Source organism: Palleronia rufa (assembly GCF_000743715.1).
Lineage (GTDB): Bacteria > Pseudomonadota > Alphaproteobacteria > Rhodobacterales > Rhodobacteraceae > Palleronia > Palleronia rufa.
Map to the genome: position 1 here is coordinate 446,753 of NZ_JQEY01000001.1, position 25,721 is coordinate 472,473.

The following is a 25,721-nucleotide window of genomic DNA, read 5'->3' on the forward strand; positions in this document are numbered from 1 at the left end:
AAGCCCGTTCAGCCGGAGCCGATGAGAACACCCGCCGCCAGCACCAGCCCGCCGCCCAGCACCACCTGCATCGCGGCGCGCAGGAACGGCGTGTCCATGAACCGGTTCTGGATCCACGCGATGGCCCAGAGTTCGATGAACACGACGATGCCGGCAACAGTGGTCGCGGTCCAGAAATCGGGGATCAGATAGGGCAGCGCATGGCCCAGCCCGCCCACGGCGGTCATCATCCCGGAGGCGAGCCCCCGCTTGAACGGCGAACCGCGGCCAGAGATCTGCCCGTCATCCGACGCGGCTTCGGTGAAGCCCATGGAAATGCCGGCGCCGACGCTTGCGGCCAGTCCCACAAGGAACGTTTGCCAGGTGTCGCCAGTGGCGAAGGCCGCCGCGAAGATCGGCGCAAGGGTCGAGACCGATCCATCCATCAACCCCGCCAGACCCGGCTGCACCCAGGTCAGAACGAACCTGCGATGCGCCTCGCGTTCTTCGGCATCGCGGGTGGTGTCGTCCACATGTTCGGCGATCAGCGTGTCGGCCAGGGCGGAATGGCCGGCTTCGGCGGCCGCCAGGTCGCCGAGCAGCGCGCGCGTCCGCGAATCCGCGACCCGTGCGGCGGCCTTGGCGTAGAAGGCGCCAGCCTCGGCCTCCATCCGCTCGGCCTCGTCGCGGATGCGCTCCAGCCCCAGGTTCTCGATCAGCCAGACCGGCCGGCGGGCATAGAATCCCGATACGTGTTCGCGCCGGATCAGCGGGATCGTGGGACCGAACCGCGCCTCATGGAGTGCAATGAGTTTGCGGCGGTGACCGTCCTCCTCCGCGGCCATTCCATCGAAGACACGCGCGGACCCCGGATAATCCGCCCGCAGCCGATCCGCATACATCCGGTAGATCTGTGCGTCATCCTCCTCGGCGCTGATCGCCAGGCCAAGAATTTCCTGTTCGGTCAGATCCGCGAATCTGCGACGAGAAAGTGTCCGAAGCATTGAGGCCCTCCAGTTTAGAACGCTTCTAATTCCCCCGACCCCGAGAGACAATCCGCAACAGTGAACCGATCGGTTCGGACGCTACTTGTGGGATGCGCTGCACGGCTTAAATGAACAGAACAGTTCAGTTTTGTTACGCCTCGGAAGTTTCTCGTGAATTTCACCTTCCTCACTTGCGCCGCGCTTGCGGGTTCTCTGTCGGCTCCCGGTCTTCCGCCGGGCCAGCAGATATCCATCGCAGTCGACCGGCCCGCCGTCGCCCGCCAGATCCCGGCATCCTGCAAAGTCCCCTCCTGCCCGGTCGCGCGGGACAGGTGACCCTGGGATCCCCTTGATCCGGCGTTCTGTCCGCCTCACCTCTTGGACGGGGGTTGCCGTTGCCGCACGGCCATATTTGCGGCTATCGTCTGGTGCAGTGTAAAGGGTCGGGCCGCATGAACGTTGACGCGCAGATCAAGAAGGGTCGGAAATACGACCAGGTCATCGAGGGCGCCAGAGAGGTGTTCATGGCCGACGGCTTCGAAGGCGCCAGCGTCGATACGATCGCGAAATGCGCCGGCGTCTCGAAAGCCACGCTTTACAGCTACTTTGCCGACAAGCGCCTGCTGTTCGTAGAGGTCGCCTGCGCCGAATGTCGCCGCCAGGCAGGCGAAGTGATCGAGCAGCTCGATTTCGGCTGCCCGCCGCGCGAGTTCCTGACCCGTGCGGGCGCGGCGCTGATGGAGTTCATGCTGTCGGAGACCGGGCAGCAGGTGTTCCGGATCTCGGTCGCGGAAAGCGAGCGGTTTCCGGAGCTTGGTCGCGCCTTCTGGGAAAACGGCCCGGGGCTGATGGAAAAGCTGATGACCAGCTATTTCGTGGCGGCAACAGCGCGCGGAGAGCTTGCCATAGAGGACAGGACCCTTGCGGCCCACCAGTTCGCGGAACTGTGCAAGGCCGAGGTGTTTCCCCGCCTCTGCCTGCGCATCCAGCCCGAGGTGAGTGAGGCCGACCGCAGGCGAATACTGGATGGGGCGGTCGAAACCTGGCTGGCGCGCTACGGCGTCTGAAGCGTCAGTCCATCCGGCGCAGGTGGAGCTGGTTGCCGACCTTCTTGGTCTCGAACCGCTTCAGATCCGTGACGAGATCCGACAGCTTGCGCTTGCCGTAGGTTCGCGTGTCGAAATCCGGATGCTCGGCAGTGATGTACTGACCGAGCTGGCCCAGTGCGTACCATTCGTCGTCCTGTTCGATCCGGTCCATGGCCTGCAGGATTAGGGGCACTGCCTCGATCGGCGAAATCTTTCCGGCAGGCGCGCGGCCTGAATCCTCGGACTTGGGCTGCACCGGCTCATCGACGATGTTTTCGATCAGGATGAAGCGGTTGCAGACGTTCCGGAGCGCCTCCGGCGCCTTCTTCTCGCCGATGCCGATGACGTCCAGGCCGTTCTCCCGCACCCGGTTGGCCAGCGCCGTGAAGTCGCTGTCGGAAGAGACCAGCACGAAGCCGTCGAAGCGACCGGTGTGCAGGATGTCCATCGCGTCGATCACCAGGCCGATGTCGCTGGCGTTCTTGCCCACGGTGTTGGCCGTTTCCTGATGGGCGACAAGTCCCAGGTCGCGGACGACCTTGGACCAGTTCGACAACCGGCCCGACGACCAGTCACCATAGACCCGGCGCAGCGCCGGCTCACCGAACTTGGTGATTTCCTTGAGGATCGGTGCCGCGTATTTCGCAGGGATGTTGTCTGCGTCGATCAGAACGGCATAGAGCGGTCGCTCGCGTTGTGTCATGGGAGGGCCTTTCCAACGGCATCCCCACCGCGTGGACGGGGACGATTTGGCCACGGCCTGCGCCTTGCGACGCGCGATGTCAAATCCGCAGCCCCTTTCAGTATTCCACCACGGCGCGGATGGATTTGCCCTCGTGCATGAGGTCGAAGCCGTGGTTGATCTCGTCGAGGGTGAGCTTGTGGGTGATCATCGGGTCGATCTCGATCTTGCCGGCCATGTACCAGTCCACGATCCTGGGCACGTCGGTCCGGCCCCGCGCGCCGCCGAAGGCAGAGCCGCGCCAGACCCGGCCGGTGACCAGCTGGAACGGCCGCGTCGAGATTTCCTCGCCCGCGCCGGCGACGCCGATGATGACGCTCTCGCCCCAGCCCTTGTGGCAGCATTCCAGCGCCTGGCGCATCAGCGGCGTCTTGCCGATGCATTCGAACGAATAGTCCGCGCCGCCCTTGGTCAGGTCCACCAGATACGGGACGAGATCGCCCTCGACCTCGTTGGGGTTGACGAAATGGGTCATGCCGAAGCGCTCGCCCATCTCCTTGCGCGCCGGATTGATGTCCACGCCGACGATCATCTCGGCGCCCACCAGCCGCAGCCCCTGGATCACGTTCAGACCGATGCCGCCCAGCCCGAACACCACCGCGCGGGAGCCCGGCTCGACCTTGGCGGTGTTGATCACCGCGCCGATGCCGGTGGTCACCCCGCAGCCGATGTAGCAGATCTTGTCGAACGGCGCGTCCGGGTTCACCTTGGCCAGCGCGATCTCCGGCAGCACCGTGTGGTTGGCGAAGGTCGAGCAGCCCATGTAGTGCAGGATCGGCGTGCCGTCATCCATGCTGAACCGCGAGGTGCCGTCGGGCATCACGCCCTTGCCCTGCGTCTCGCGGATCGCCTGGCAGAGGTTGGTCTTGGGGTTCAGGCAGTACTCGCAGGTCCGGCATTCGGGCGTGTAGAGCGGGATCACGTGGTCGCCGGGCCGGACGCTGGTCACCCCCTCGCCCACCTCCATCACCACGCCCGCGCCCTCATGGCCCAGGATCGCCGGAAACGCCCCCTCCGGGTCCGCGCCAGACCGCGTGAACTCATCCGTGTGGCACAGGCCCGTCGCCTTGATCTCGACCAGAACCTCGCCCGCCTTCGGACCCTCCAGGTTCACTTCCATCACTTCCAGCGGCTTGCCGGCCTCAAGGGCCACCGCGGCGCGAGTCCGCATACGTACACCTCCCTGGCCGCCCGTGGCGGGGCGACGTCATGACCGCGATAATCCGGGCGCATACCGTCGCGCACAATGCAGACCTTGGTTGGTATGGTCGCACCTCATACCGCGGTGGACAGCCGCCCGGCGGGGCGGCATCCTGCGCGCCTGAGGAGGACGCCATGATCCGAATCCTTTCCAATGCGCTTGCCGCAGGGCTCCTGGCCTGGTCCGCCCCCGCCGCGGCCGAGGATTTCTCGGACCCCACCTGGCCCTGCGTGCAGCGCAAGGTCGAGCGGCTGTCGATCGGGCTGATGTGGCCGGAGCCGGTTCCGGACACGGCGCTGGAGGGCGATCTGGCCGACGCGGTCGAGACCCTGGGCGCGACCCTGGCCCTGCGCCGCGTCGGCGAGGACGAGATGCGGTCCGCGATCGACCGCTTCGTGTCCGCGCATGGCGCGTCCGTCGACCTCATGGGCCGGGTCTTTGCCGAGAGTTTCCGGCGGCTGGCGCAACGCCGCACGCGGATCATCGGCGGGATCGCGGACATGTCCCTGGGCCAGGCCGACCTTGCCGCGCGCATCGACGCGGCAAGGTCGGAGTTCGATACCATCTCTGCCCGGGACGATCCGGATTTCGACCGGCTCGACACGCTGGAGGAAAAGATCGACTGGGACGAGCGCATCTACACCGATCGGCAGAAGTCGATCACCTATGTCTGCGAGACTCCGGTCCTGCTGGAAAAGCGACTTTATGCCATCGCGCAGATGCTCCAGGCCGCGGCGTCGGGGTAACGGCGCCCTCTTTCGGCGAAAGATCCTGGTCTGCGCGGGATCCGGGCGGGCAAGGCGCGCGATGCTTCACGCGAACGGGTGCTGACGACCCGCCACCGGAGGGTGGTCCGGGCGCTGGCCGTCGCATCGCGGCTCGGGCGTTCGACGCTGACGACCCTCCACCGGAGGGTCGTCCGGGCGCTGGCCCCTCGCCTTGCGGCTCGGGCGTTCGACGCTGACGACCCGCCACCGGAGGGTCGTCCGGGCGCTGGCCCCTCGCCTTGCGGCTCGGGCGTTCGACGCTGACGACCCGCCACTGGAGGGTCGTCCGGGCGCTGTCCCTCGCCTTGCGGCTCGGGCGTTCGACGCTGACGACCCTCCACCGGAGGGTCGTCCGGGCGCGTCTCACTCCCATTCCAGTTCGGTGAAGGCGACGGTGGCATTGCGGGGGTTGAAGACGTCGAACAGCGCCCACGCGTCGGCCTCCGAGCCGGCGATGGTATCGACCGCGGCGCTGAGCGGAAGGCCGTCGCGGATCGCCCTGCGGGTATCCCGCGCGAGAACGTCGAGATAGCGCGCCTGCGCCGTGGCGCCGTCGGGCCAGTCGAGCCAGGCGGTCCCGTGTCCCGGCACGACGGCGGTCAGGTCGGTGGCGACCAGGTCGGCCGTCACCGCCTGCCAGCCGACCAGCGATCCGTCGAGCGACGGCGCGTGCGTATCGAACACGAGGTCTCCGGCGATGAGCGCCCCGCTCTGCCGGTCGAGCACGGTCACGTCGGTCCCGGTATGCGAGAGCGGCCAGGCGCGGATCTCCAGTTCGCGGTTGCCGAGGTCGATCCGCAGCACGTCCTCTACGGCCATGTCCACCGGCGCGACGCCGGTGCCCAGCGCGACATCGGCCCCGGCCTGGATCGACAGGCGCTCCAGATAGGTCGCGGCCCGATCGGCAAGGGCGCGGTCCAGCGCGGCATGGCCGACCACCTTCGCGCCCGCCGCCGCAAGGACGCGGGCGCCCAGGGCGTGGTCGGGGTGCATATGCGTCACGATCGCGTGAGTGACCGGCAGGTCGGTCACCGCGCGGATGGACCGCAGAACGGCCTCTCCCATCCAGCGGGCCGAGCCGCTGTCGATCACCGCAACCGCGCTGTCGCCCACGACGAAGGCGATGTTGGACATATCGCCGCGGTTTTCCCGGTTCCATTCGGCGATCTGCCCGCGATGGACGAAGAGGCCGGGAGAAACCTCCCTGAACTCAAGCATCTGGCCGGCTTCGCGGCACGCCGGCTCGCCGGCGACCCGGGCGTCCGGCCAGGCGGGCAGATCCACGCCGCCGGTCAGCGCGGCCTCGCATCCGGCCGGGGTCGGGGCCGAAAATCCGGGTACCAGCGCCTCTTCGCAGGGGGCGCCCGCGGCGGCGCAGATCAGTATCACGGCCTCGAACATGCGGGGCTCCTGTCGGACCGCTCCTTAAGGAGGGCTATGGATCTGCCCGGTTTTCGGGCATGATCGCGGGATCTCGTTGCACCCGGAGGAGCAACCCATGCGCCTGTCTTACGTCATCGCCGCCGCCCTGTCTCTGACGACGCCGGGTTTCGCCCAGGAAAATCCGCTCGCCGACGGCGAGACATGGGACATGCTCCGCGGCGATATCGTCGGCGACACCGTCTTGCAGGACGGCAGCGATCTCTTCACGGTCGACGCCCCCTACCGCGCCAACGACGCGGCCACGGTGCCGGTGGTGATCCGCCAGACCGACCCGTCGCTGCAGATCGAGGGCGTGACCGTCGTGATCGACGAGAACCCGGCTCCGCTGGCCGCCACCTTCGCCTTCGGCGACGCCATGGGGCCCATCGACTTCGAGATGCGGGTCCGCGTGAACCAGTATTCCAACGTCCGCGTCATCGCCGACACGGCCGACGGCGCCTATATGGCGGGCCGCTTCGTGAAAGCCTCGGGCGGCTGCTCGGCGCCTGCATCGCGCGATCCGCAATCGGCGCTGAGCACCCTGGGGCAGATGCGCCTGCGCCAGTTCGCGGCCGACACACCGGCGGTGAACACGCCGCGGCGCGAGGCGCAGATCATGATCCGCCACCCGAATTATTCCGGGCTCCAGCGCGACCAGGTCACGCAACTGTTCATCGGGGCGCAGTTCATCGACACGCTGGAGGTTCGGCAGGGCGACGACCTGCTGTTCACCATGGAAGGCGGGATCTCGATCAGCGAGAACCCGGTGTTCCGGTTCAGCTATGACGACAACGGCGCCGCGGCGCTGACCGTCCGGGCGACGGATACCGACGGCAACACCTTCGCACGCACGCTGCCGAAGTCGCTGGACGGCTGACGGACCGGCGCGGCCTAGAAACAGACGATCTCTGCCTCCGCCTGGGCGCGGCGCAGGTCCGCGACCAGGGTATTCGCCTCTGCCGCGCTGTTGAACACGGCCATCCGCTCCCCCCCCGTCAGACGCATGGACAGAACCGTCTCTGCCTCTACGTAGGTCTCATAGGGCAGGATGGCGGCGATCTCGTCTATGGAGCAGGCGCATTTCGCAAGCACGTCGCGGCGCTGGCCGTTGGCGGCCATGCAGCCGAACACGTAGTCGGCGCGCGCCTCCGTGGGATAGTCGTTCAGCCGGTCGGCGACGGTCTGGGCCGCGGCGGGCGCGGCCGCCAGAAGGGCCAGCGTGGCAAGGCGGATCATTCGGCATCCTCCAGCCCGGCGAAGCGGAGGGTCGAGGAATACACCGGACCGGAGGCACCGGGCACCTCCGCCTCCAATGACAGATACCAGCCCGGGATCGCGTCGGACATGGTCACGGTCATCTCCAGGTCGCCGAACCCCTGCATCGCATCGCGGTTGGGATCGTCGGCGAAGGGTTTCAGCGTCACCCGCTGCACGTCGATGGTGGTGCCGTCGAAGTCGGCCGTCGCGGTCCGGACCTCCTGCGGGACGGTCAGGGCGTCCTTGATCCGGTTGCGGATGTAGAAGGGAGAGCCGCCTGCGCTTTCGGCCATGTCGCGGACCGTGGTCTCATAGAAATACATGATCATCGGATTGCCGACGCTGGCCCGAAAGCTGCCCAGCCCCCGGAACTTGCCGTCCTTGCGGAAGGTCATGTCCACCGTCTCCGGGCCGTCCGCGGGCTGGTCGATGTCCAGCACGACGCGGCCGGTGTCGCGGTCCGCGGCCGTGCCGTTCAGCGCATTGGAAACGGTGCGGTCGTAGACCAGCGCGCGGTCCCGGTCGAGCGCGTCGAGGGTGCCGTTGCGGAACAGCAGGTCGTAGGCCGTCGTCGTTTCCGCCGCCGCGGCGGCCAGCGGAAGGGCGATCGCAAGACCGGCGGCGATGATGCGTCTCATGTGGATCCCCATGCGAGTCATCCCGCAGAGTAGAGGGTCGCACGCGGCGGTCACCTGAGACCTTTGTCGGTCCGGGACCCGGCCTCCGCCGTCATCGCCGCGACCCGGCGCCTGAGCAGTGCGGTGTCCACCGGCTTGGCCATCAGCGGCACGCCCAGCGCGGCAAGGTCGGGGCCGAGCCCGTCCGAGCGGTTGCCGGTGAGCAGGATCGCGGGGACGTCGCGCCCCGCCTCTGCGCGGACCTGCCGGATCGCGTCGATCCCTGTCGCCCCGTCGTCCAGATGGTAGTCGGCCAGAACGATATCCGGCGCCGTGCCGATCTGACGCGTGACATCGACCGCCTCGGCCACGGTGCGGGCCTGGAGCACGCCGGCGCCCCAGCCTTCCAGGAGTTCGGTGGTGACATAGAGCAGGGACGGATCGTTCTCGACCAGCAGCACGATCAGGTCGGTGGTCTCGTCCTTCGGCTCCGGTCCGGGCGCGGCAGAGGGCGCCGGCGGCGCGGGCCGGTCGCTGCGGGCCATGGAGATGGCAAAGCAGGACCCCTGGCCGGGGCTGGACCGCAGCGTGAGGTCGTGGCCCAGGTGGCGGCAGGTCCGCTGGACGATGGACAGGCCCAGGCCCATCCCGGGGGGCTGGCCGGACCCGCCGACGCGGGTGAACTCATCGAAGATGCGGGCCTGATCGGCGGCGGAGATCCCCTGCCCCGTGTCCCGGACCTCCAGGCGGACGAAAGGCCCCGCGCGCCGGCATCCGACCAGCACCCGTCCGCCGGCGCCCGTGTAGTTGATCGCGTTCACCACCAGGTTCTGAAGCGAGCGCTGGAGGTAGTCGGCGTCGCTTTCCACGGTGGCGTCGCAGCCGACCACGCGCAGCCCCACGCCGCGCCCGTCGGCCACGGGCCGGTAGGTGCGCGCGATGCGGTCGAGGAGCGGGCCGAGCGCGACGGGCGCGGGCTCCAGCGCGCGCTCCACGCTGTCGAGCCGGGAGATGTCCAGGAGCGCCTCCAGCAGATGCTGGATCGATTCGAAGGACTGCCCCAGGTGGTCGACGGTGGTGGACAGGTCGGTGCCGCGCGCCTTGCGCGCCAGAGAGCCGATCAGCAACCGCGCGGCGCTGATCGGTTGCAGCAGATCGTGGCTGGCGGCGGCCAGAAAGCGGGTCTTGGACGACACCGCCGCCTCCGCCCGGTCGCGGGCATGGCGCAGCTCTTCCTCCACGCGGGTCTGCGCCTCGGACTGGGCGCGGAGCCGGGCATTGGCGCGGGTCAGTTCCGCGGTGCGGGCGGCGACACGCTGCTCCAGCATGCTGGCGTGGCGCGCCTCCAGCGAGATGTCGTCGAGGTCGAGGATGAACCCGCCGTCGGGCAGCGTGTGCGCGTCGAGCCGCAGCACCCGGCCGGAGACGTGCCGCAGCCGTCGCCGCAAGTGCCCGCCGCGCCGCAGTTCCGCCTGCCAGCTGGCGAATTCCAGCTCATCGGCATTGGCGATCAGGCCGCGTTCCATGACGTGGCGCATCACGTCCTCCAGCCTGCGGCCCTTTTGCAGCGCACTCATCGGCAGGTCCAGCAGCGCGCGGAAGCGGGCATTGTTCAGGATCAGCTCACCGTCCCTGGAAAACGTGCACAGGCCCGAATCCACATGCTCGAACGCCGCCTTGACGTAGTGGCTCTGCATGTCGATGAGGTCGGCCCGTTCGGACCGGTTCTGGCGCAGGATCGTGGAGATGTCGGTCTGCGACACCAGCGCGTCGCCGGACCCGCTGCGCCGGGCGCTGATCTGGAAGAAGCGATCGCCGGCGAGTTCCACCACCATGGTGCCGAACCCGTCCGCCCCGGGCGCCCCGTCGCGGGAGACGACCGACGCGCTGGTACGCACCGCGTCGATATAGCGGGTCAGGGCCAGGCCGGGGCGGATATGCTCGGTCAGGTCGGGCAGCAGGCGGCGGAAAAGTTCGTTGCAGATCTCCAGCCGCCGGTCGACGAACAGCGCGAAGCCGTCCTCCATGGCAGAGACGGACTGGGCCAGCATCCGGCGCGCGCGGGCGCGGTCCACGCGCAGCGTCTCCAGTTCCGAGGTGGCGCGCTCCAGGTCGCGGGTGCGTGCCCAGACCTGCCCCTGCAACTCGATGGCCGAGCGGAACGTGCCCTGGCTGCTGGTCTCCTGCTCGGACACGCGGCGGGCGCGACGCATCAGCGCGTCGATGATCCGCGCCTGGCGGGCGATCTGGACGTCCTGAGGCTCGGTCGGGTCGATCATGGCGGCGGGTTGCCCTGGGGCGGATAGAAGGCCAGTCCCACAAAGGTCTGGTTCAGGTGCCGGCCGCAGTATTGCTCGCCCAGGGTGTTCATGCCCAGCACGCGGTGGCGCCGGAAGATGGCCGAAACCTCGGATTCGAGCGCCTTCTGGCCGATCTCGATCCGCCGCAGGATACAGTCGAATCCCAGAACGAAATCCGGCTCTGCCCCGGTGCCGGTGCGCAGGTCCAGACCGGTTTCCAGCGCCGACACGATGCCCTGTCCGCGCCCCAGGGTCAGGATCTCCCCGTCGTCGATGGAGGCCAGGAAGGACAGCGCGTCGCCGTCCTCGACCGCGGCGACGGCGCGCACGAAATGCTGCGCGCCGTGGCGCACCAGGATCGGGTTGTCGGCAAAGACGCGCGGTCCGAGGTCGGCGGGGCGGCAGCCGATCAGGCGGGCGTATTCGGTGGCGGCGGGGGCGCCGTTAAGCTCTCGCACCAGGCGGCGCTCCGGGACGGCATCGGTGGCGACCAGATCCTGCTCGGTCGGCAGGACATGGGTAAAGCCGGTGCCGAACACGCGCAGGTCGGTCTCGACCAGCAGGCACAGCGCCGCCCCGCCATGGAAGGCGCCTTCGTGGAACACCGCGCCGGTCGAGCCGCCGAACACCTCCGTGTCCCCCAGCGCCGAGGAGAGGGTCGAAATCAGCATCTCTTCCTTGCGCGCGGCCCCATCGGCCAGGCAGATCGCCAGGCGCCGGGTGCCCTGGGCGCGGCGGAACGCGCGGTCGCGGGCCTGAACGGCGTCGGTCACCGCCTTGATGGACATGCGGTCGAGGTCGGGGATACGCAGGACGGCGGTCCGGAAATGCGCCCGCGGAAGGGCCAGAAGCGCCAGCGTGCCGGTCTCATACCCCAGCGGCGTGATCTGGCCGGGCGTCACCGCGCCCACCACGGGCACGCCTGGCAGCGCCGCCGGGACCGCGCGGGCCAGCGCGGCCGTGTCGGCGTTCAGAGGGGCCAGCATCAGGACGAGCCCCGCCGCGCCCGGGTCGAGCGCGGCGGCGGCCTCTGCCAGAGCGGCCTCCGGATCGGCGAGGCGCGAGGTCCCGCAGGCGATGAAACGCGGCCGCCGGGGCGCGTCGAGCATGTCCCTCAGCCCGCGGCGATGCGGGGCGGATCCTCATCCTCCCCGGCGGCGCGCGCCAGGACGGCCACCTGGGTGCGGGTCCGCACGCCCAGCCGCCGCAGCAGCGCGGTCACATGCGCCTTGACCGACGCTTCTGCCAGCGACATCTCATAGGCGATCTGCTTGTTCGGCTTGCCGTCGCAGATCAGCTTCATGATGCGGGCCTGCTGTCTGGTCAGCCCGGCGAGCCGCTCGGCCAGATCGCCGGCCTCCGCATCCTGCGGGGCGACGCGCGGCGCACCGGAGGTAAACACCCGTCCGTTCAGCACATGCGCCATGGCCGTGTGCAGCACATCGGCCGAATCCTCCTTGCGCATGAAACCGGCCGCCCCCTTGGCGATCAGACGGGCGATGGTCTCTTCCGTCGCCCAGGCCGACACGACCAGGATCGGCAGGCCGGGTGCCGCGTCGCGGATCCGGTCGAAGGCCGACAGCTTTTCCGAATCGGGCAGGTTCAGGTCCAGCAGGATCAGCTGGTGCGGCGGGTCCCGGCCCAGCAGGTCGAGCGCGTCGGACACGTTTGTGGCGATGACGGTGCGGCAAGGATCGCAGGCCTCTTCCACGGCAAGCGCAAGCGCCTCCGCGAACAGCGGATGATCGTCGACGATGAGAACGTCGCTGACGCCCCGCAACGTCGCCGTTGACGGATCATTCATGTCGAGTTCCTCCCGCGGACAGGTTACGCTGATCCGCCCGGGCTTCAAGCTTCGAGGTGTCGCATCGCGTCAGATGTCCGGCGCCACGGACCGTTCCCGCGCGGCCAGGTCCAGATCGACCGGGTCCGGGCGGGCCGCGAAAAGGTGCCGGTCGAGCCGTGCCAGTCCCGGCGGCGGGGCCAGGCCGTCGGCCTTCGCCCGCGCCGCCAGTGCGCGGCGCAACCCCCGGGCGTCCCGGTCGCGAAGCGCGCGCACGATGCCGCGCTCAAGCGGATCGAGCCGCGGAATGCGGCGCCGCGCGGCGGCCAGCGACAGTCCCGTCGCGGGCCAGAGCGCATAGAGCCCCGCAGCCATGGCCACAAGCGCCGCGAGCGCCGTCGGCAGGCCCGACAGCCGCGCCGGCCCCTGCGCCGCCGCCGGCGCGTCCGGGGCCGGTTCCGCGGCGTCGTAGGCGATCCGCTGGGCAGAGATCACCACATCGTGAAACTGCCCCGTCGCGGTGTCGAAATACCGCAGGTCGATGGGCTCGACGATGGCGGAGACGGCGTTGGTCGGCTGGATCGTCCAGCGCCAGAAGGCGATGGTCACCGGCCCCTCCGGCGACAGTTCGACCAGCCGCGCCTCTGGATGGGGGTAGATCATCGCCGAGGGCGAGGTCAGTTCCGGCATCTCGGGGATCATGTCCGGCGAGGCGCCCACGGCCTCCAGCCGGATCACCCGCAGCACGCCCTCCCCCGGCGCCAGCTGGTCCGGCGGGTTGGACCAGCTATCGGAGATTTTCAGGTCGCGCACGGGAAACCACCAATCCTCTCCCGCCGATGCCGGGTCCACGTCCAGCGTCAGGGGCGCGGAGGCGACGGCATGGGCGAACCAGTCGTCGGATTCGTCGGTCAGGGTCAGCTCATGGACGAACGGCCCGATGGTGACCGGCCCGGAGGCGTTGGGATAGAGCGCGATCCGGCGCTTGAAGTTCTTGACCCGCTTGCCGCGCTCCGTGGTCTCATACCACTGGTCCTCACCCAGCTGGAACCAGTTGAAACCGTCCAGACCGGGCTGCGTCAGGCTTTCCAGGGTGATATGCCGCCGGTAGGTGCCGTGGACGGTCAGCAGCACCAGCGCGCCCTCGATCACCGGGCGATCGGGATATTCCAGCCTAACCGACAGGGTCAGCTCACCGGGTTTCACGTCCCGGGTCTGGGCAGCGGCGAGCGTCGGCGCCAGCAGCAGGAGCGCAAGGAGCAGGACCCTCATTCCGGGTCCTTTGGCGGCGGGGGGGACAGGCCGGCCTTTTGCCGCGCCTTGTGCTCGAAGGCGATGCGCGCCCCCAGATAGGCGCCCGGCACATCGTCCAGCGTGGCCAGCCAGCGCGGTGTCGCGGCCATGAACCGGTCGTCGAACACCCGGCGGACGCCCAGCCGGCCGCGGCTGGCGACTTCGGGCAGGTCGATGGAGGCGCCCGCGTTCCGCGCCTCGTCCCCCGTCGAGGTCGCCCGGCCGCTGCCTTTCCCGACCGAGGCGGCGACGGTCGGGCCGTCCTTCGACGTGTTCGCCCAGGAGACGACGGCATCCGGGGCGAGTTCGAGACCGGCATAGAAGGCGGCGACCAGGTCGAAGGCGGCGGCGGCATCCCGGTCGCCCCCGGCGCGGGCAAGGTCGAGCGCCTCCAGCGCCGCCGCGTAGCGCCCCGTCCGGGCCAGCGCCAGGCCCTCTCCATAGCGGTCCCCCGCCGCCGCGAACGCCTCTGCCGCGGCGGCGTGGCGGCCGGCCCGCATCAGCGCGGCGCCGCGCCAGGCCGGATCGGCGAACAGCGCCGCCGCGGCCCCCGGCGCGCCTGCGGTCATGGCAAGCCGTGCCGCCGGCGCCAGGCCCCCCAGGGCCAGCGACAGCGCCAGGGCCAGTGTGCCCAGTCCGAGCAGGACCGCGACCCTCATGCCGGTCTCCTCGGAAAGGCCAGCAGCAGGGCAACCAGCGCCAGCGCGATGAGCCAGCGGCCAAGGTCGGTCCGGAACAGCAGCGGATAGTCCTGCCGGACCAGCGCGCCGGGCCGCCCCTCCGCCAGCCATCGGACCAGGTCGCGCGGCGCGCCGGCCGCGAAGGCCGCGCCGCCGGCGGCCCTGGCGATGGCCTGGATCTCTGGCGTGAGCTCCGGCGCGACGACGGCGACGCGGGTGCCCGCGGGCAAGCGGGCGAGCCGGTCCAGCACCGGTGCGCCGCCGGTGTCGGTCATCAGGACCACATCCGCCGACAGCACCTGCGCCTCCGCCAGCATGCCGGCCGCAAGGGCAAGGCCGCGCTCCGGGCGGCTGCCGGGATCGGGGACGGTGTCCGCGTCGATCAGCGTCAGCGTCTGGCTCAGCTCCCGCCGCTCCGCCGTGATGTCGGTCGCCACATAGGCGTCTCCGGCGAAGACCACGATCCCCGCCGGGCGCGACCCGAGCGATGCAAGCACCGCCTGCCCCGTCGCCTGGATCCCGGGCCAGGCGGGGCCTCCGGCCAGCGAGGGCGACGCGTCCACCACCAGCATCACCGCGTCGAGATTGCGGAACGCCGCCCGGTCGCGCCGCTCGACCGACGGTCCGGCCAGGCCCAGAACGATGAGTGCGATGGCCACAGGCAGGGCGACCGGACGCGCCCGGCCGGTCCCCGGGTCCACCCGGCCCAGCGCGCGCAGGGCGGCGATCCTGTCCGCGCCCAGCGCCCCGGGCCACCCCCCCAGCGCGCCCTCCCGGTGCCAGAGCCACCAGCCGAAGGCGGCGACCGGCGGCAGGGCCAGCAACCACAGCGGCCGCAGGAAGGTCAGATCGAGGCTCACCGCGCCACCTCCCCCTTGCGGGCGGGTTCGCCGGTATCGGACGCGGCGCCGCGCGGATGCCCGCCACGGCGACATCCGGCGGCGGCAGCGGGGAGAGCGGCGGAGCCGCACCGCAGGGGACACGGACAGGCCAGATGCGGGCACGGCGGCATCGGGCCGACGGGGATGCGACGGGGACAGCGCGCGGGGCGAACGGCCGCCGGCCGGGGAGCGGCAGGCCGGCGGCGCGCGCAACCCGGCCGCAGCGGAGCACGGCCCCGAGGCGGACCCGCATGCCGGGTCCATCGGGCGCACGGACGGGTCATGCCTGCGCCTCCCCCCGCCAGCCGAGCCAGAGGCAGGTCAGCGTGCCAAGGAGCGCCGGCCAGAGCCAGAGCGGGCGGAACACCTCTGCCGCCAGCCCGTCCCCGGCGGTGGGCTCCAGCCGGTCCAGCGCCTCCGCGACAGTCTCCAGATCCCCCAGCGTGCGTACGCGGAACGCCTCGCCGCCGGAAATCTCGGCGACCGAGCGCAGGGTCGCCGCATCCACCACGCCACGCTCGCCCGCCTCCGCGCCGGCGACGTCGCGCGGCCCGAGCGCGATGGTATGGACCCGCACGCCCATGGACGCGGCCAGTTCCGCCACCCCGCGCGGGTTCGTGGCGCCCGCGTTGTTCACCCCGTCCGACAGCAGCACGACGACGCGGGTCCGCGCGTCGGACCGCGCCAACCGCTTGAGCGCCAGGCCCAGCCCGTCGGAGATGTTGGTGGCGCGGCCGGAAATCCCGATCTCGGCGGTTTCGATACGGCGGGCGACCGCCTCCGTGTCGAAGGTGAAGGGGGCGGCGTAATAGGCCTCCGACCCGAAGAGGATCAGCGCAAGGCGGTCCCCGGCCCGGCGGCGGGCGAATTCGGCGCCGACGCGCTTGACCGCGTCGAGCCGGGTCATCGGCGCACCGTCCAGGGCGAAATCGTCCCTGACCATCGAGCCGGACAGATCGAGGGAAATCGCAAGGTCCCGGCCGGAGACCGGCAGCGCGTCCACCGGGACAAGCTGGCGCGGACCGGCCAGCGCCAGGACCAGGCACGCCCAGGCGAGCCACCAGCCCGCCTGGCCCCGGGTCCGCCCCGCGCGCGACGGCGCGGCGCGGTCCAGCAGCGCGGCGGCGGTGCCGGCGGGCAGGATCAGCGCCGCCCCCCGCCCGGCCCGGCGCGGCAAGAGCCGCGCCAGAAGCGGCACCGGCAGGGCCAGCAGCGCCAGCGGCGTGGCAAGGTCGATCATCGGGAGAGAGACCTGCGCAACGTCGCCTCGTCCGGCATCCCGCCGGGCCGGTAGAGGCCGGACGTCAGGGCGGCGTACCGCTCTGGATGGGCGCGCTTGAGACGGTGCAGGAGCAGCAGGCGGCGGTCGTCCGCCCCCGCGGGTTCGGGACGGGGCCGAACGGCGGGACGCCGCGCGAAACGGACGGCCGCGCCGATCAGGGCGGCCGCGAGAAGCCCGATGGCAAGGCCCAGCAGCAGGTCCGCCGCCAGCCCGCCCGCCGCCTCCGCCGGCAGGCGCGGGTCCGGGAGAGCGGAGAGAAGCGCGGCCTCGGTCAGCGCGCGGTCCATGTCAGCGGTCCCCGCCCAGCGCCAGGTCGCGCGCCAGGCCCTCGGTCGTCGTATCGGCGGAGAGGTGGCGGACCGGATGCCCTTCCAGCGTGGGCTCTGCGGCGGGGACGGGCGCCGCGCCTAGGTTGACCCGGCGCCGGAGCGGTCCGGCGCGGATCGGGTAGGCACCGGCGGGCAACCTGTCGCTGCCGTCGCGGATATGGATCAGATCGAGACTGCGCCGCTGCGCGAGGCGGTCGAACAGGGGGCCCAGCCCTTCACCACGCGCCTCGAAGCTGGAGGCCAGGACGACCTCGCTTCCGGTCGGGGCCAGCCGGTCGAGCGGGGCCAGCGCCGTGGCCAGGGGCGGGTCCGTCCGGCGGCCCCGGGCGGCGCCCCGGAGTGCCGCGCGGTGGGCCGCGACAAGCGCGCCGATCACCTCGACCATGCCGCGGCGCCGGCCGCGGAACGGCAGCGCCACCGGCCCCTCGGCGCCCGCGACGAACAGAGCGACCCGCCCGCCCGTCGCCACGGCCTCCCAGCCGATCAGGGTCAGAACCTCTGCCGCGGCCACCGAACACAGCGCCCGGCCCGTCCCCCAGAGCATGGCGGGCCGCATGTCGGCGACCAGCAGCGTCAGCCGGTCGCGCTCCTGCTGGAAGGTGCGCACATGGGGCCGCCCGGTACGCGCCGTGGCGCTGCGGTCCAGGTGGCGCACATCGTCGCCGGGCTGATAGGCGCGGATGTCGGCCAGTTCCAGCCCCTGCCCGCGCCGCCGCGTGGCGAAACCGCCGGGAAGCGACGACAGCCGGCGGTCCCGTCCCCGGTGGCGCAGGGCCAGGAATTCCGCCCCGATGAGCGCATCGGCATCGAGCGCGACGCCGGGCGCCTCCAATACCGCGCTCACAGCGGCTCCACCCGGTCGAGCAGGTCCGCGACGATGGCGCGCGCCGTGCGCCCTTCGCTGACCGCCCGCCATGTCGGGACCATGCGGTGGGCCAGCGCCTCGACGGCCAGGTCCGCGACATCCTGCGGCACCGCGTGGTCGCGCCCGCTGAGCCAGGCCATCGCCCGCGCCCCCGATGCGAGGGCCAGGGAGCCGCGGGGCGAGACCGCGTGCTCGATCTCAACCGCGAACGTGCCGGCGCGCGTCGCCCCCACCAGCCGCACGATATAGTCCTTGAGGGCCGGGGCGATATGGACGCGGGCGATCGCGGACCGGGCCTGGCGCACCACGTCCATGGGCAGGACCGCGAGGGCGGAGACCTCGCCCCGCGCTTCGGCCTCGACCAGATCGAGGATGCGCCGCTCTGTCGCCATGTCGGGAAGGTCGACGACCACGTGAAGCATGAAGCGGTCGAGCTGCGCCTCCGGCAAGGGGAAGGTGCCGTCATGCTCGATCGGGTTCTGGGTCGCGACGACAAGGAACGGGTCCGGCAGGGCATGCGTCTCGGCGCCGCTGGTGACCTGGCTCTCGGCCATCGCCTCCAGCAGGGCGGATTGCACCTTGGGCGGCGCGCGGTTGATCTCATCGACCAGCACAAGGTTGTGAAAGACCGGGCCGGGCACGAAGTCGAACGTGCCGGTTTCCGGGCGCCAGACGGGTGTGCCGGTGAGGTCCGCGGGCAGCAGGTCCGGCGTGCACTGGATGCGGGCGAAGCTGCCGTCCACGGCAGCGGCAAGGTGTTTGACCGCGCGGGTCTTGGCCAGGCCCGGCGCCCCTTCGACCAGCAGGTGCCCGCCGGTCAGAAGGCCGATGAGCAACCTCTCGATCAGCGGACCGCGCCCGATCAGGTCGCGGCCCAGCGTGTCGGACAGATCGGTGAGGGCCCGCAGCGGGTCGGCGGCTTCGGGAAGCGGGGCGGCGGCGTCCATGTCGGCTCCGATCTGTCGGTCGGGCCGAGCCTAGCTGGGCCGTGGAGCGGCCGGAACATCTTCCTTAGTCGGCATCCGCGATGCCCGTGCAGGACGCATCCAGGATGGATGCGTTGCGCGGGTCGCCGAGTTGCTCTGCCACCCGCGCGGTCAGCGCGTCGAACCGGGCGGCGATATGGTCCAGCAGCGCCGGATCGGTACTGGTCTCTACCGGCGCGTCCGCCAGCGCCGCCAGCATCATCAGGTCGAACGGGCACAGTCCCACCGGGTTCGACGCCAGCAGGCCCATCCTGAACCGGTCCGAATCCCACGGCATGTTGCGCAGCAGGGTGGGATTTTCCTCAAGCTTCGATGCCCAGGGCACACTCGGGTCAAAATGCAGGATATCCATGCCGAAGGTGAAGGACTGGTAGAGTTCCTCGATCAGGATCGACCGGAAGAACGTGTCGGCCAGGGGCGACCGGTCGCGGCCCGAGGATTGCTGGACCATGATGTGGGTGACGGCGCCGCGCGGACCGAAGAACGTCTGGCCCTGGGCGGGCGACACCGCCAGGAAGCGCCGCCCGCGCGGCAGTCCCAGCCCGTGCCGGGCGCTCAGCCAGGTCAGATCCGCGGTCAGCGCGTCATTGGGCGGCCGCCCCGAATAGAGCCGCAGCGCCACGGGACGGTCGGTGTCGCAGCCGTCGATGGTCCGCGCCTCCACCACATCGGGTGCGGTGCCGAAGCTGTCGCGGAGAAGCCGCAGAAAGGCGTCGATGACCTGGCGGGACTGGGGTGTGGGGGGCTCTCCCAGCAGGCACAGCGTGGCGGCCACGTTGACGTCCGGATGGATGCGCACCGGGATCGACAGGTCGCGGCCGAGCATCGTCTCGCGCAGCTCGTACACCCACCCCTTGCGGGCCAGGTCCAGGGCCTGGTCCAGACGCAGACCGCCCTGCACCGGCACCGCGTAAAGCAGCACCGCGGCCCAGACGGCGATCCGGCATGTCCAGCTTGGCCTCATCCGCCGTGGGTATCCCGGCCCGGCGGTTCCGCGAACCCATCCGATCGTCGCGGAGCCTGTCCATCTGCGGCGCGATCGGTCAGACTGGCGGCCAGGCGCGGAGCACCGGGTGAGGAACGGGGGAGGGCGATCGGGATGCGACGGTTTCTGGCCATCGGCGAATGCATGGTCGAGATGGCGCCGGAGACGGACGGCCGCTACCGGCTCGGATTTGCCGGCGATACGTTCAATACCGCCTGGTACATGCGCCAGCTTGCGGGCCCTCAGGTGCGGGTCGGCTATCTGTCGGCCATCGGCGACGACGCGATGTCCCGGCGGATGGCGGATTTCATGGCCGACGCCGGGATCGAGGCCGCGCTTGCCGTGCGGCCCGGAGAGACGATCGGTCTCTATGTCATCTCGCTCGACCGCGGAGAGCGCAGCTTTAGCTACTGGCGCAGCGCGTCGGCGGCCCGTCATCTGGCCGACGACCTCACCGACCTGACGCATCTTTCGCCGGGCGACATGGCCTACGTTTCCGGGATCACCCTCGCGATCCTGCCGGACGCGGGGCGGCGACGGCTGATCTCGGCGCTGGGCCGCGCGGCGGCGAACGGCGCGCGCGTGGCCTTCGATCCGAACCTGCGCCCGGCGCTCTGGCGCGACGCCGACCTGATGCGGCGCCGGATCATGGAGGCCGCCGGGACGGCGGACATCGTGCTGCCGTCCTTCGACGACGAGTCGGCGCATTTCGGCGACGGCGACCAGCAGGCGACCGCGGAAAGATACGCCGCCGCCGGCGCCGCGACCGTGCTGGTGTCGAACGGGGCGAAGGATACCCTTGTCCTGTCGGGCGGCACGGTGCGGATGATCGCCACGGACCCCGCAGAGGATGTCGTGGACACGACCGCCGCGGGCGACAGCTTCAACGCCGGCGCGCTCTGCGCCCTTGCGGGCGGCGCGTCGGCCGAGGAGGCCGCGCGCAGGGGGGCGGCGGTGGCGCGGCAGGTCATCGCCGCCCGGGGCGCGCTGGTGCCGCTTCGCTCCGAGGGGTAGGTGGGTCGCCATGCGCGGCGGCCCCCGGCAGTTCGGGCTCATTCGGTGCCCGGACGTCGGGCCGGCTCCGCATCCGCGCTTGCGGACCCCGGCCGCGCGACGGCACGGACCCGGGGGCGCCATGGCCATCGCACCGTGCGGCCCCTAGATTGCGTCACCGGACAGCGCCGCAAAACACAGCCGCAGGAAAGAGAGCCGCAATGAAGCGTTCCAGGATCAACGATATTCTTGCAGAAGCCGACGGGATGATCCGCAGCCACGGCTTCGTCCTGCCGCCGTTCGCCTACTGGACGCCCGATGCGTTCAGGGCCCGCAGCGATCAGGCGCGCCATGTCATCGACGCGCGCTGCGGCTGGGACATCACCGATTTCGGCGCCGGACGGTTCGACGAAATGGGCCTGGTCCTCTTTACCCTGCGCAACGGCACGCTGGACGACCTGCAGCGCGGCGGCGGCATGTGCTACGCGGAGAAACTGCTGATTTCCCGCCGGGACCAGCTTTCCCCGATGCATACCCATGTCATCAAGGCAGAGGACATCATCAACCGCGGCGGCGCCACGCTGGCGGTGGAACTCTACGGATCCGACGATGACGGCGCCCTGGACCGGGACCGCGGCGGCACCGTCCTGTGCGACGGCATCCGGCGCGACTATGGGCCCAGCGAAACGCTGCGGCTGGCGCCGGGGGAAAGCGTGACGCTGCGACCTGGCGACTGGCATGCGTTCTGGGGAGAGGGCGGGGACGTGCTGGTGGGTGAGGTCTCGACCGTGAACGACGATGAGACGGACAACGTCTACCGCGATCCGATCGGCCGGTTCGCGTCGGTGGAAGAGGACGCCGATCCCATGCATCTGCTGGTCAGCGACTACCGCTCCTGGCTGGGCTGACAGCATGGCGTTGCCCGATCCTTTCGACGATCCGCGCGGCGCGCTGACCGCGCTCTTCCGCCGCGCGGTGGAGGTCGCGGACCCGGTGCGGGTCGTGCCGGGGCACCTGCCGGAGCGCCCCGCAGGACGGCTGGTGGTGATCGGCGCGGGCAAGGCCAGCGCGCGGATGGCTGAGGCGGTGGAACAGGCCATGGGCCCGTGCGAGGGCCTTGTCATCACCCGTACCGGCTACGCCCGCCCCTGCAAGGGCATCGAGATCGCCCAAGCGGCGCATCCTGTCCCCGACGCCGCCGGCGCGGCCGCGACGCGGCGCATGCTGGAGCTTGCGGGCGGGCTGGGGCCGGACGATCTGGCCCTGGCGCTCATCTCCGGCGGCGGCTCGGCGCTGCTCTGCGCGCCGGCAACGGGGCTGAGCCTGACGGACAAGGTGGCCGTGACGCAGGCCCTGCTGGCCTCCGGCGCGCCGATCGGAGAGATGAACGTGGTGCGCAAGCACCTCAGCGCGGTGAAGGGCGGCCAGCTTGCCGCGGCCTGCCACCCCGCACGGCTGCTGGCGCTGGTGATCTCGGACGTGCCGGGCGACGACCCGGCAGACATCGCGTCCGGCCCGACGGTGGGCGAGGGCTCCAGCCCGCAGGATGCGCTGGCGATCCTGGACCGGCGCGGCATCGACGTGCCCGGGGCGGTGCGGGACGCGCTGGCCCGCGGCTCCAGCGTGGTGGCCCCGGGCGACCCGCGGCTGGCGCGGACGGAAACCCGGATCGTCGCCGCGCCCGCACAGTCGCTTGCGGCGGCGGCAGGGATGGCGCGCGCGGCAGGCATCGATGTGCGCGTCCTGGGCGATGCGTTGGAGGGAGAGGCCCGGGACCTGGCCCGCGCGCAGGTCGCCGCCGCACGCGGCCTGGTCCCGGAGGCCGCCGCGGCCGGGCGGCCGATCTTGCTGTTGTCGGGCGGAGAATGCACCGTGACCCGCCGGGGCGACGGCGTCGGCGGTCCGAACGCTGAATTCGTGCTGGCCGCCGCCTGCGCGATGGACGGGCTGGAGGGGGTCCATGTCCTGGCCTGCGACACCGACGGCGTGGATGGCGCGGCCGAAGTCGCCGGCGCCCATGCCGGTCCCGGCACCCTGTCCGCGGCACGGCGCCAGGGCATCGACCCCCTGACGGCCCTCCGGACCAACGACGCGCACGGTTTCTTCGGCGCTGTCGGCGGGCAGGTCGTCACCGGCCCGACCCTGACCAACGTCAACGACTTCCGGGCGATCCTGATCCTGCCCCCGCGATGACGACGGACGGAACGTGTCGGCAACGGGTCACCCGGGGTCAGGTCCCGGCGCGCTCTGCCTTCCGCTCTCCGGGGAACATCAGATAGTAGAACACCGGCGCCGCGATGAGGGTCAGGATGCTGGCAAAGCCCAGCCCGCCCATGATCGTCACCGCCATGGAGGCGAAGAACGCGTCCCACAAAAGCGGCACCATCCCCAGGATCGTCGTGATCGCCGCCAGCATCACCGGCCGCAGGCGCGACGTGGACGCCTGGACCACCGCCTGGGTGAACGGCACACCGTCCTTGCGGGTCAGGTCGATCTCTTCCACCAGCACGATGCCGTTCTTCAGGAGCATCCCGGACAGGCTCAGCAGTCCCAGAAGCGCGGTGAAGCTGAACGGCAACCCGGTGCCCAGAAGTCCGATGGCGACCCCGTTCACCGCCATGGGCACCAGCAGCCAGACCACCAGCGGCTGGCGCAGCGTCCCGAACAGCAGGATCGAGATCAGCACCATGACCAGCAGCGACACAGGCAGGCGGGAGTTCAGCGACGCCTGCGCCTCTGTCGAGCTTTCGTATTCGCCGCCCCATTCCAGTGTGTAGCCCTCCGGCAGGTCGATCGCCTCGACGCTCCCGCGGATCTCAGCAAAGACGGCGGCCGCGTTGACGCCGGGCGCGACGCCGGCCTGGACAGTGATCGTGGGCACCCGGTTGCGGCGCTGGATCAGGGTGTCCTGCGCCTCATAGCGAAACCCGTCCACCAGTTGCTCCAGCGGGATCGCGCCCTGAAGCGCGTCCGAATAGACCGGCTGGCCGACCAGATGCGCGCCGCCTTCGTCGGACGCGCCGGGTGTGCGGACCACGATCGGGATCAGGCGCGAACTTTCGCGGTAGGTGCCGGCGCGCGCGCCGTCGGTGGCGTATTGAAGCGTTTCGGCCAGGTCGCTGCGGGTGACGCCGGCGGTCTTGGCGCGGCCCTCGTTGTAGATCGGCTGGATCGCCAACTCGCGTTCTCGCCAGTCGGTGCGCAGGTCCTGCAACCGGTTCGATGCCGCCAGCATCTCCGTTTCCGCCCGGGCCGCCAGACGCCGCAGCACATCGGGGTCGGCCCCCGAGAACCGCACCGCGATCGGCGCGCCCCCGCCGGGTCCGAAAGCCAGCCGTTCCGTCCGGAACTCTCCCTGGGGCAGGGCAGCGCGGCCGAACGCCTCCAGATCGGTCCTGAGCGACGGGATCTCAGCCAGTTCATGCGTCCGGACGATAAGCTGTCCATAGGTGGGCAGCTGCTCCTCCGGCGCATAGGTCAGCATGAAGCGCGACGCGCCTCCGCCCACGAATGTCGTGGTCGAGACGACCTCCGGGCGGTCGGAAAGCCAGTCCTCGACAACCTTCATATCCTCGGCGGTGGCCTGGATGCTGCTGCCCTGCGGCAGCTTGTAGTTGACGTAGAAGAGCGGCGTGTTGGAATCCGGAAAGAACTGCTGCTTGACCTGCCCGAAGCCCCAGTAGCAGACTACCGTCAGGCCTATCAGCCCCGCAACCACCAGCCAGCGCAGCCTGAGGGCCGCGCGCAGGACGGCGGCATAGGCGCGGAACACCGGGCCGTCGTACTCTCCCGCCCCGTCGCCCGATCCGCGCTTGAAGAAGTAATGCGCCAGAAGCGGTGTCGCGGTGATCGCCAGCACCCAGGACAAGAGCAGCGAGATCCCGATCACCGCGAAGAGCGAAAACAGGAACTCACCCGTCGCGTCCGGCGAAAGCCCGATGCCCGCGAAGGCCATGATGCCGATGACCGTGGCGCCCAGAAGGGGAATCTGCGTCTTGCCGGCCGTATCCCGGGCCGCTTCGCGCGCGGTCTTGCCCTGGCCCATGTCGCTCTGCATGCCTTCCGCCACAACGATGGCGTTGTCGACCAGCATCCCCATGGCGATGATCAGCGCGCCCAGGGAAATCCGCTGCATCTCGATTCCCGAAAGCGCCATGAAGAACACCGTCCCCACGACCGTCAGCAGCAACGTGGTGCCCACGACCACCGCCGCCCGCCAGCCCATGAAGAGCGCCAGCACGACGATCACGATGGTGACCGATATGGCCAGGTTGAGAAGAAAGGCGTTCGACGCCTCCTCCACCACCACATGCTGCTGGTAGATCGGGTTCAGCTCCACGCCCACGGGGATGTCCGCCTGCAGCTGGGCCAGCTTCGCGTCCACGCGCTTGCCCACATCCACGATGTTCAGCCCCTCCTTGCCGGAGACGCCCAGCGTGAACGCCTCCTGTCCGTCGTAGCGGATGATCATGGAGGGACTCTCCACCCGTCCGCGCGACACGGTGGCGAAATCGCTCAGGTCCACGATCTCACCCTGCACGCCGATGGTCAGGTTGCGGATCGCGTCGACGGAGGTCGACCCCGATGGCGCGTCGATGCGGATGCGCTGGTCCTGCTGCTCGACCGTTCCGGCCGGCACCACCGCCGTGGCATCGGAAATCGCGCCGGTGACGGTCTGCGGCGACAGTCCCAGGTTGGAGATGATCGCGGGGTCCGGCTCGACGAAGATCGCCTCCTGCGGCAGGCCCGCCAGGGCCACATCGGCCACGCCTTCGACGGTCAGAAGTTCGCGCCGCAGGAAATCGGCGATGTCGTGGGTTTCGGCATCGGTGAAGCCCGGGGCGGAAACCGCGAAGAAGATGCCGTAGACATCGCCGAAGGCATCGTTGACCAGGGGGGTTCCGGCATCGGGCGGCAGGTCGCCGCGCGCGTCCTCGACCCGGGCGCGGAGCCGGTCCCAGACCTGCGGAAGTTCCGAGCCGTCGTAGGTGTCCGCGATCTCCACGTTGATGCGGCTGATCCCCGGTTTGTTGGACGAGGTGACGGTGTCGAGCTCATCCATCTGCTGGATGGCGGATTCCAGCGGCTCGCTGACCTCCCGGGCGACCTCTTCGGCCGTGGCGCCGGGGTATTGGGTGATCACGATAGCGTTCTTGATGGTAAAGGACGGATCCTCCAGCCGGCCGATGGTCAGAAACCCCCAGACCCCGCCCATCAGGCAGCCAATCATCAGCAGCCAGGTCAGCAGAGGGCGGTCGATGGCGCCGCGGGCGATGGACATGGGC

The 25,721-nt window shown here is 70.4% G+C and carries 24 protein-coding genes; 6 read left to right on the plus strand and 18 right to left on the minus strand.

The annotated features are described in order from the left end of the window. Window positions 1-8: 8 nt before the first annotated feature. On the minus strand, window positions 9-983 hold the full coding sequence (gene mbfA, locus KW83_RS02190; protein ID WP_036173790.1) for an iron exporter MbfA: 975 nt from the start codon (window positions 981-983) through the stop codon (window positions 9-11). A gap of 434 nt (window positions 984-1,417) precedes the next feature. Between mbfA and KW83_RS02195 the strand changes: the two genes are divergently transcribed. Next, a complete protein-coding gene (locus KW83_RS02195; RefSeq protein WP_036173801.1) occupies window positions 1,418-2,032 on the plus strand; it encodes a TetR/AcrR family transcriptional regulator in 615 nt (204 codons plus the stop codon). A 4-nt stretch (window positions 2,033-2,036) separates the two neighbouring features. Here KW83_RS02195 and KW83_RS02200 read toward each other — a convergent pair whose 3' ends face one another. Continuing rightward, window positions 2,037-2,756 carry an NYN domain-containing protein gene (locus KW83_RS02200; RefSeq protein WP_036173804.1) on the minus strand — a complete coding sequence of 240 codons (720 nt, stop codon included), beginning with the start codon at window positions 2,754-2,756 and terminating at the stop codon, window positions 2,037-2,039. Window positions 2,757-2,853: 97 nt separating this feature from the next. Continuing rightward, on the minus strand, window positions 2,854-3,966 hold the full coding sequence (locus tag KW83_RS02205) for an S-(hydroxymethyl)glutathione dehydrogenase/class III alcohol dehydrogenase (protein WP_036173807.1): 1,113 nt from the start codon (window positions 3,964-3,966) through the stop codon (window positions 2,854-2,856). A 164-nt stretch (window positions 3,967-4,130) separates the two neighbouring features. Here KW83_RS02205 and KW83_RS02210 point away from each other — a divergent pair, with 164 nt between their 5' ends. Further along, window positions 4,131-4,742 (plus strand): hypothetical protein, encoded by a 612-nt coding sequence (locus KW83_RS02210; protein WP_036173810.1) that lies wholly within the window; start codon window positions 4,131-4,133, stop codon window positions 4,740-4,742. 384 nt (window positions 4,743-5,126) lie between these two features. Here KW83_RS02210 and KW83_RS02215 read toward each other — a convergent pair whose 3' ends face one another. Next, window positions 5,127-6,164, minus strand: a complete 1,038-nt coding sequence (locus tag KW83_RS02215; RefSeq protein ID WP_036173813.1) for a quinoprotein relay system zinc metallohydrolase 2 — start codon at window positions 6,162-6,164, stop codon at window positions 5,127-5,129. A gap of 97 nt (window positions 6,165-6,261) precedes the next feature. Between KW83_RS02215 and KW83_RS02220 the strand changes: the two genes are divergently transcribed. Further along, window positions 6,262-7,062, plus strand: coding sequence for a quinoprotein dehydrogenase-associated SoxYZ-like carrier (locus KW83_RS02220; RefSeq protein ID WP_036173815.1), 801 nt, complete (start codon window positions 6,262-6,264; stop codon window positions 7,060-7,062). A 14-nt stretch (window positions 7,063-7,076) separates the two neighbouring features. Here the strand turns inward: KW83_RS02220 and KW83_RS02225 are convergent, their stop codons facing one another. The 13 genes from KW83_RS02225 to KW83_RS02285 all read right to left on the minus strand — a co-directional run bounded on the left by KW83_RS02225 (window position 7,077) and on the right by KW83_RS02285 (window position 19,422). Next, entirely contained in the window at window positions 7,077-7,421 is a 345-nt protein-coding gene (locus KW83_RS02225) for a hypothetical protein (RefSeq protein WP_036173818.1), read from the minus strand. Then, on the minus strand, window positions 7,418-8,080 hold the full coding sequence (locus KW83_RS02230) for a hypothetical protein (protein WP_200879641.1): 663 nt from the start codon (window positions 8,078-8,080) through the stop codon (window positions 7,418-7,420). The genes KW83_RS02225 and KW83_RS02230 overlap by 4 nt, the downstream gene beginning before the upstream one ends. Before the next feature lie 50 nt (window positions 8,081-8,130). Then, window positions 8,131-10,338 (minus strand): ATP-binding response regulator, encoded by a 2,208-nt coding sequence (locus tag KW83_RS02235; protein ID WP_036173824.1) that lies wholly within the window; start codon window positions 10,336-10,338, stop codon window positions 8,131-8,133. Beyond that, window positions 10,335-11,468, minus strand: a complete 1,134-nt coding sequence (locus KW83_RS02240; protein ID WP_036173827.1) for an FIST signal transduction protein — start codon at window positions 11,466-11,468, stop codon at window positions 10,335-10,337. The genes KW83_RS02235 and KW83_RS02240 overlap by 4 nt, the downstream gene beginning before the upstream one ends. Before the next feature lie 5 nt (window positions 11,469-11,473). Further along, window positions 11,474-12,163 (minus strand): response regulator, encoded by a 690-nt coding sequence (locus KW83_RS02245; RefSeq protein ID WP_051928134.1) that lies wholly within the window; start codon window positions 12,161-12,163, stop codon window positions 11,474-11,476. Window positions 12,164-12,232: 69 nt separating this feature from the next. Beyond that, window positions 12,233-13,414, minus strand: a complete 1,182-nt coding sequence (locus KW83_RS02250) for a BatD family protein (protein WP_036173830.1) — start codon at window positions 13,412-13,414, stop codon at window positions 12,233-12,235. Beyond that, window positions 13,411-14,094, minus strand: coding sequence for a hypothetical protein (locus KW83_RS02255; protein ID WP_036173833.1), 684 nt, complete (start codon window positions 14,092-14,094; stop codon window positions 13,411-13,413). The genes KW83_RS02250 and KW83_RS02255 overlap by 4 nt, the downstream gene beginning before the upstream one ends. Beyond that, window positions 14,091-14,975, minus strand: coding sequence for a vWA domain-containing protein (locus tag KW83_RS02260; protein WP_036173836.1), 885 nt, complete (start codon window positions 14,973-14,975; stop codon window positions 14,091-14,093). The genes KW83_RS02255 and KW83_RS02260 overlap by 4 nt, the downstream gene beginning before the upstream one ends. Window positions 14,976-15,276: 301 nt before the next feature. After that, window positions 15,277-16,236 carry a VWA domain-containing protein gene (locus KW83_RS02265; protein WP_036173839.1) on the minus strand — a complete coding sequence of 320 codons (960 nt, stop codon included), beginning with the start codon at window positions 16,234-16,236 and terminating at the stop codon, window positions 15,277-15,279. Beyond that, window positions 16,233-16,565, minus strand: a complete 333-nt coding sequence (locus tag KW83_RS02270) for a hypothetical protein (RefSeq protein WP_036173842.1) — start codon at window positions 16,563-16,565, stop codon at window positions 16,233-16,235. Before KW83_RS02270 ends, KW83_RS02265 begins: the two co-directional genes overlap by 4 nt. Before the next feature lies 1 nt (window position 16,566). Beyond that, the gene (locus tag KW83_RS02275; RefSeq protein WP_051928135.1) at window positions 16,567-17,451 is read right to left on the minus strand and encodes a DUF58 domain-containing protein; all 885 of its coding nucleotides are present in this window, start codon (window positions 17,449-17,451) and stop codon (window positions 16,567-16,569) included. Continuing rightward, complete coding sequence (locus KW83_RS02280) at window positions 17,448-18,419, minus strand: AAA family ATPase (protein WP_036173845.1); 972 nt, start codon at window positions 18,417-18,419, stop codon at window positions 17,448-17,450. Before KW83_RS02280 ends, KW83_RS02275 begins: the two co-directional genes overlap by 4 nt. 64 nt (window positions 18,420-18,483) lie before the next feature. Continuing rightward, window positions 18,484-19,422: a hypothetical protein gene (locus KW83_RS02285; RefSeq protein ID WP_235191340.1), complete on the minus strand. Its 939-nt coding sequence runs from the start codon at window positions 19,420-19,422 to the stop codon at window positions 18,484-18,486. 135 nt (window positions 19,423-19,557) lie between these two features. Between KW83_RS02285 and KW83_RS02290 the strand changes: the two genes are divergently transcribed. The 3 genes from KW83_RS02290 to KW83_RS02300 all read left to right on the plus strand — a co-directional run bounded on the left by KW83_RS02290 (window position 19,558) and on the right by KW83_RS02300 (window position 22,629). Next, entirely contained in the window at window positions 19,558-20,457 is a 900-nt protein-coding gene (locus KW83_RS02290; RefSeq protein ID WP_036173848.1) for a sugar kinase, read from the plus strand. Between the two features lie 200 nt (window positions 20,458-20,657). Continuing rightward, a complete protein-coding gene (locus KW83_RS02295; protein WP_036173852.1) occupies window positions 20,658-21,344 on the plus strand; it encodes a D-lyxose/D-mannose family sugar isomerase in 687 nt (228 codons plus the stop codon). 4 nt (window positions 21,345-21,348) lie between these two features. Beyond that, complete coding sequence (locus KW83_RS02300; RefSeq protein WP_036173855.1) at window positions 21,349-22,629, plus strand: glycerate kinase type-2 family protein; 1,281 nt, start codon at window positions 21,349-21,351, stop codon at window positions 22,627-22,629. Window positions 22,630-22,666: 37 nt separating this feature from the next. On the opposite strand, the gene KW83_RS02305 is transcribed toward KW83_RS02300, so the two are convergent. Beyond that, window positions 22,667-25,717 carry an efflux RND transporter permease subunit gene (locus KW83_RS02305; RefSeq protein ID WP_036173858.1) on the minus strand — a complete coding sequence of 1,017 codons (3,051 nt, stop codon included), beginning with the start codon at window positions 25,715-25,717 and terminating at the stop codon, window positions 22,667-22,669. Window positions 25,718-25,721 lie beyond the last annotated feature (4 nt).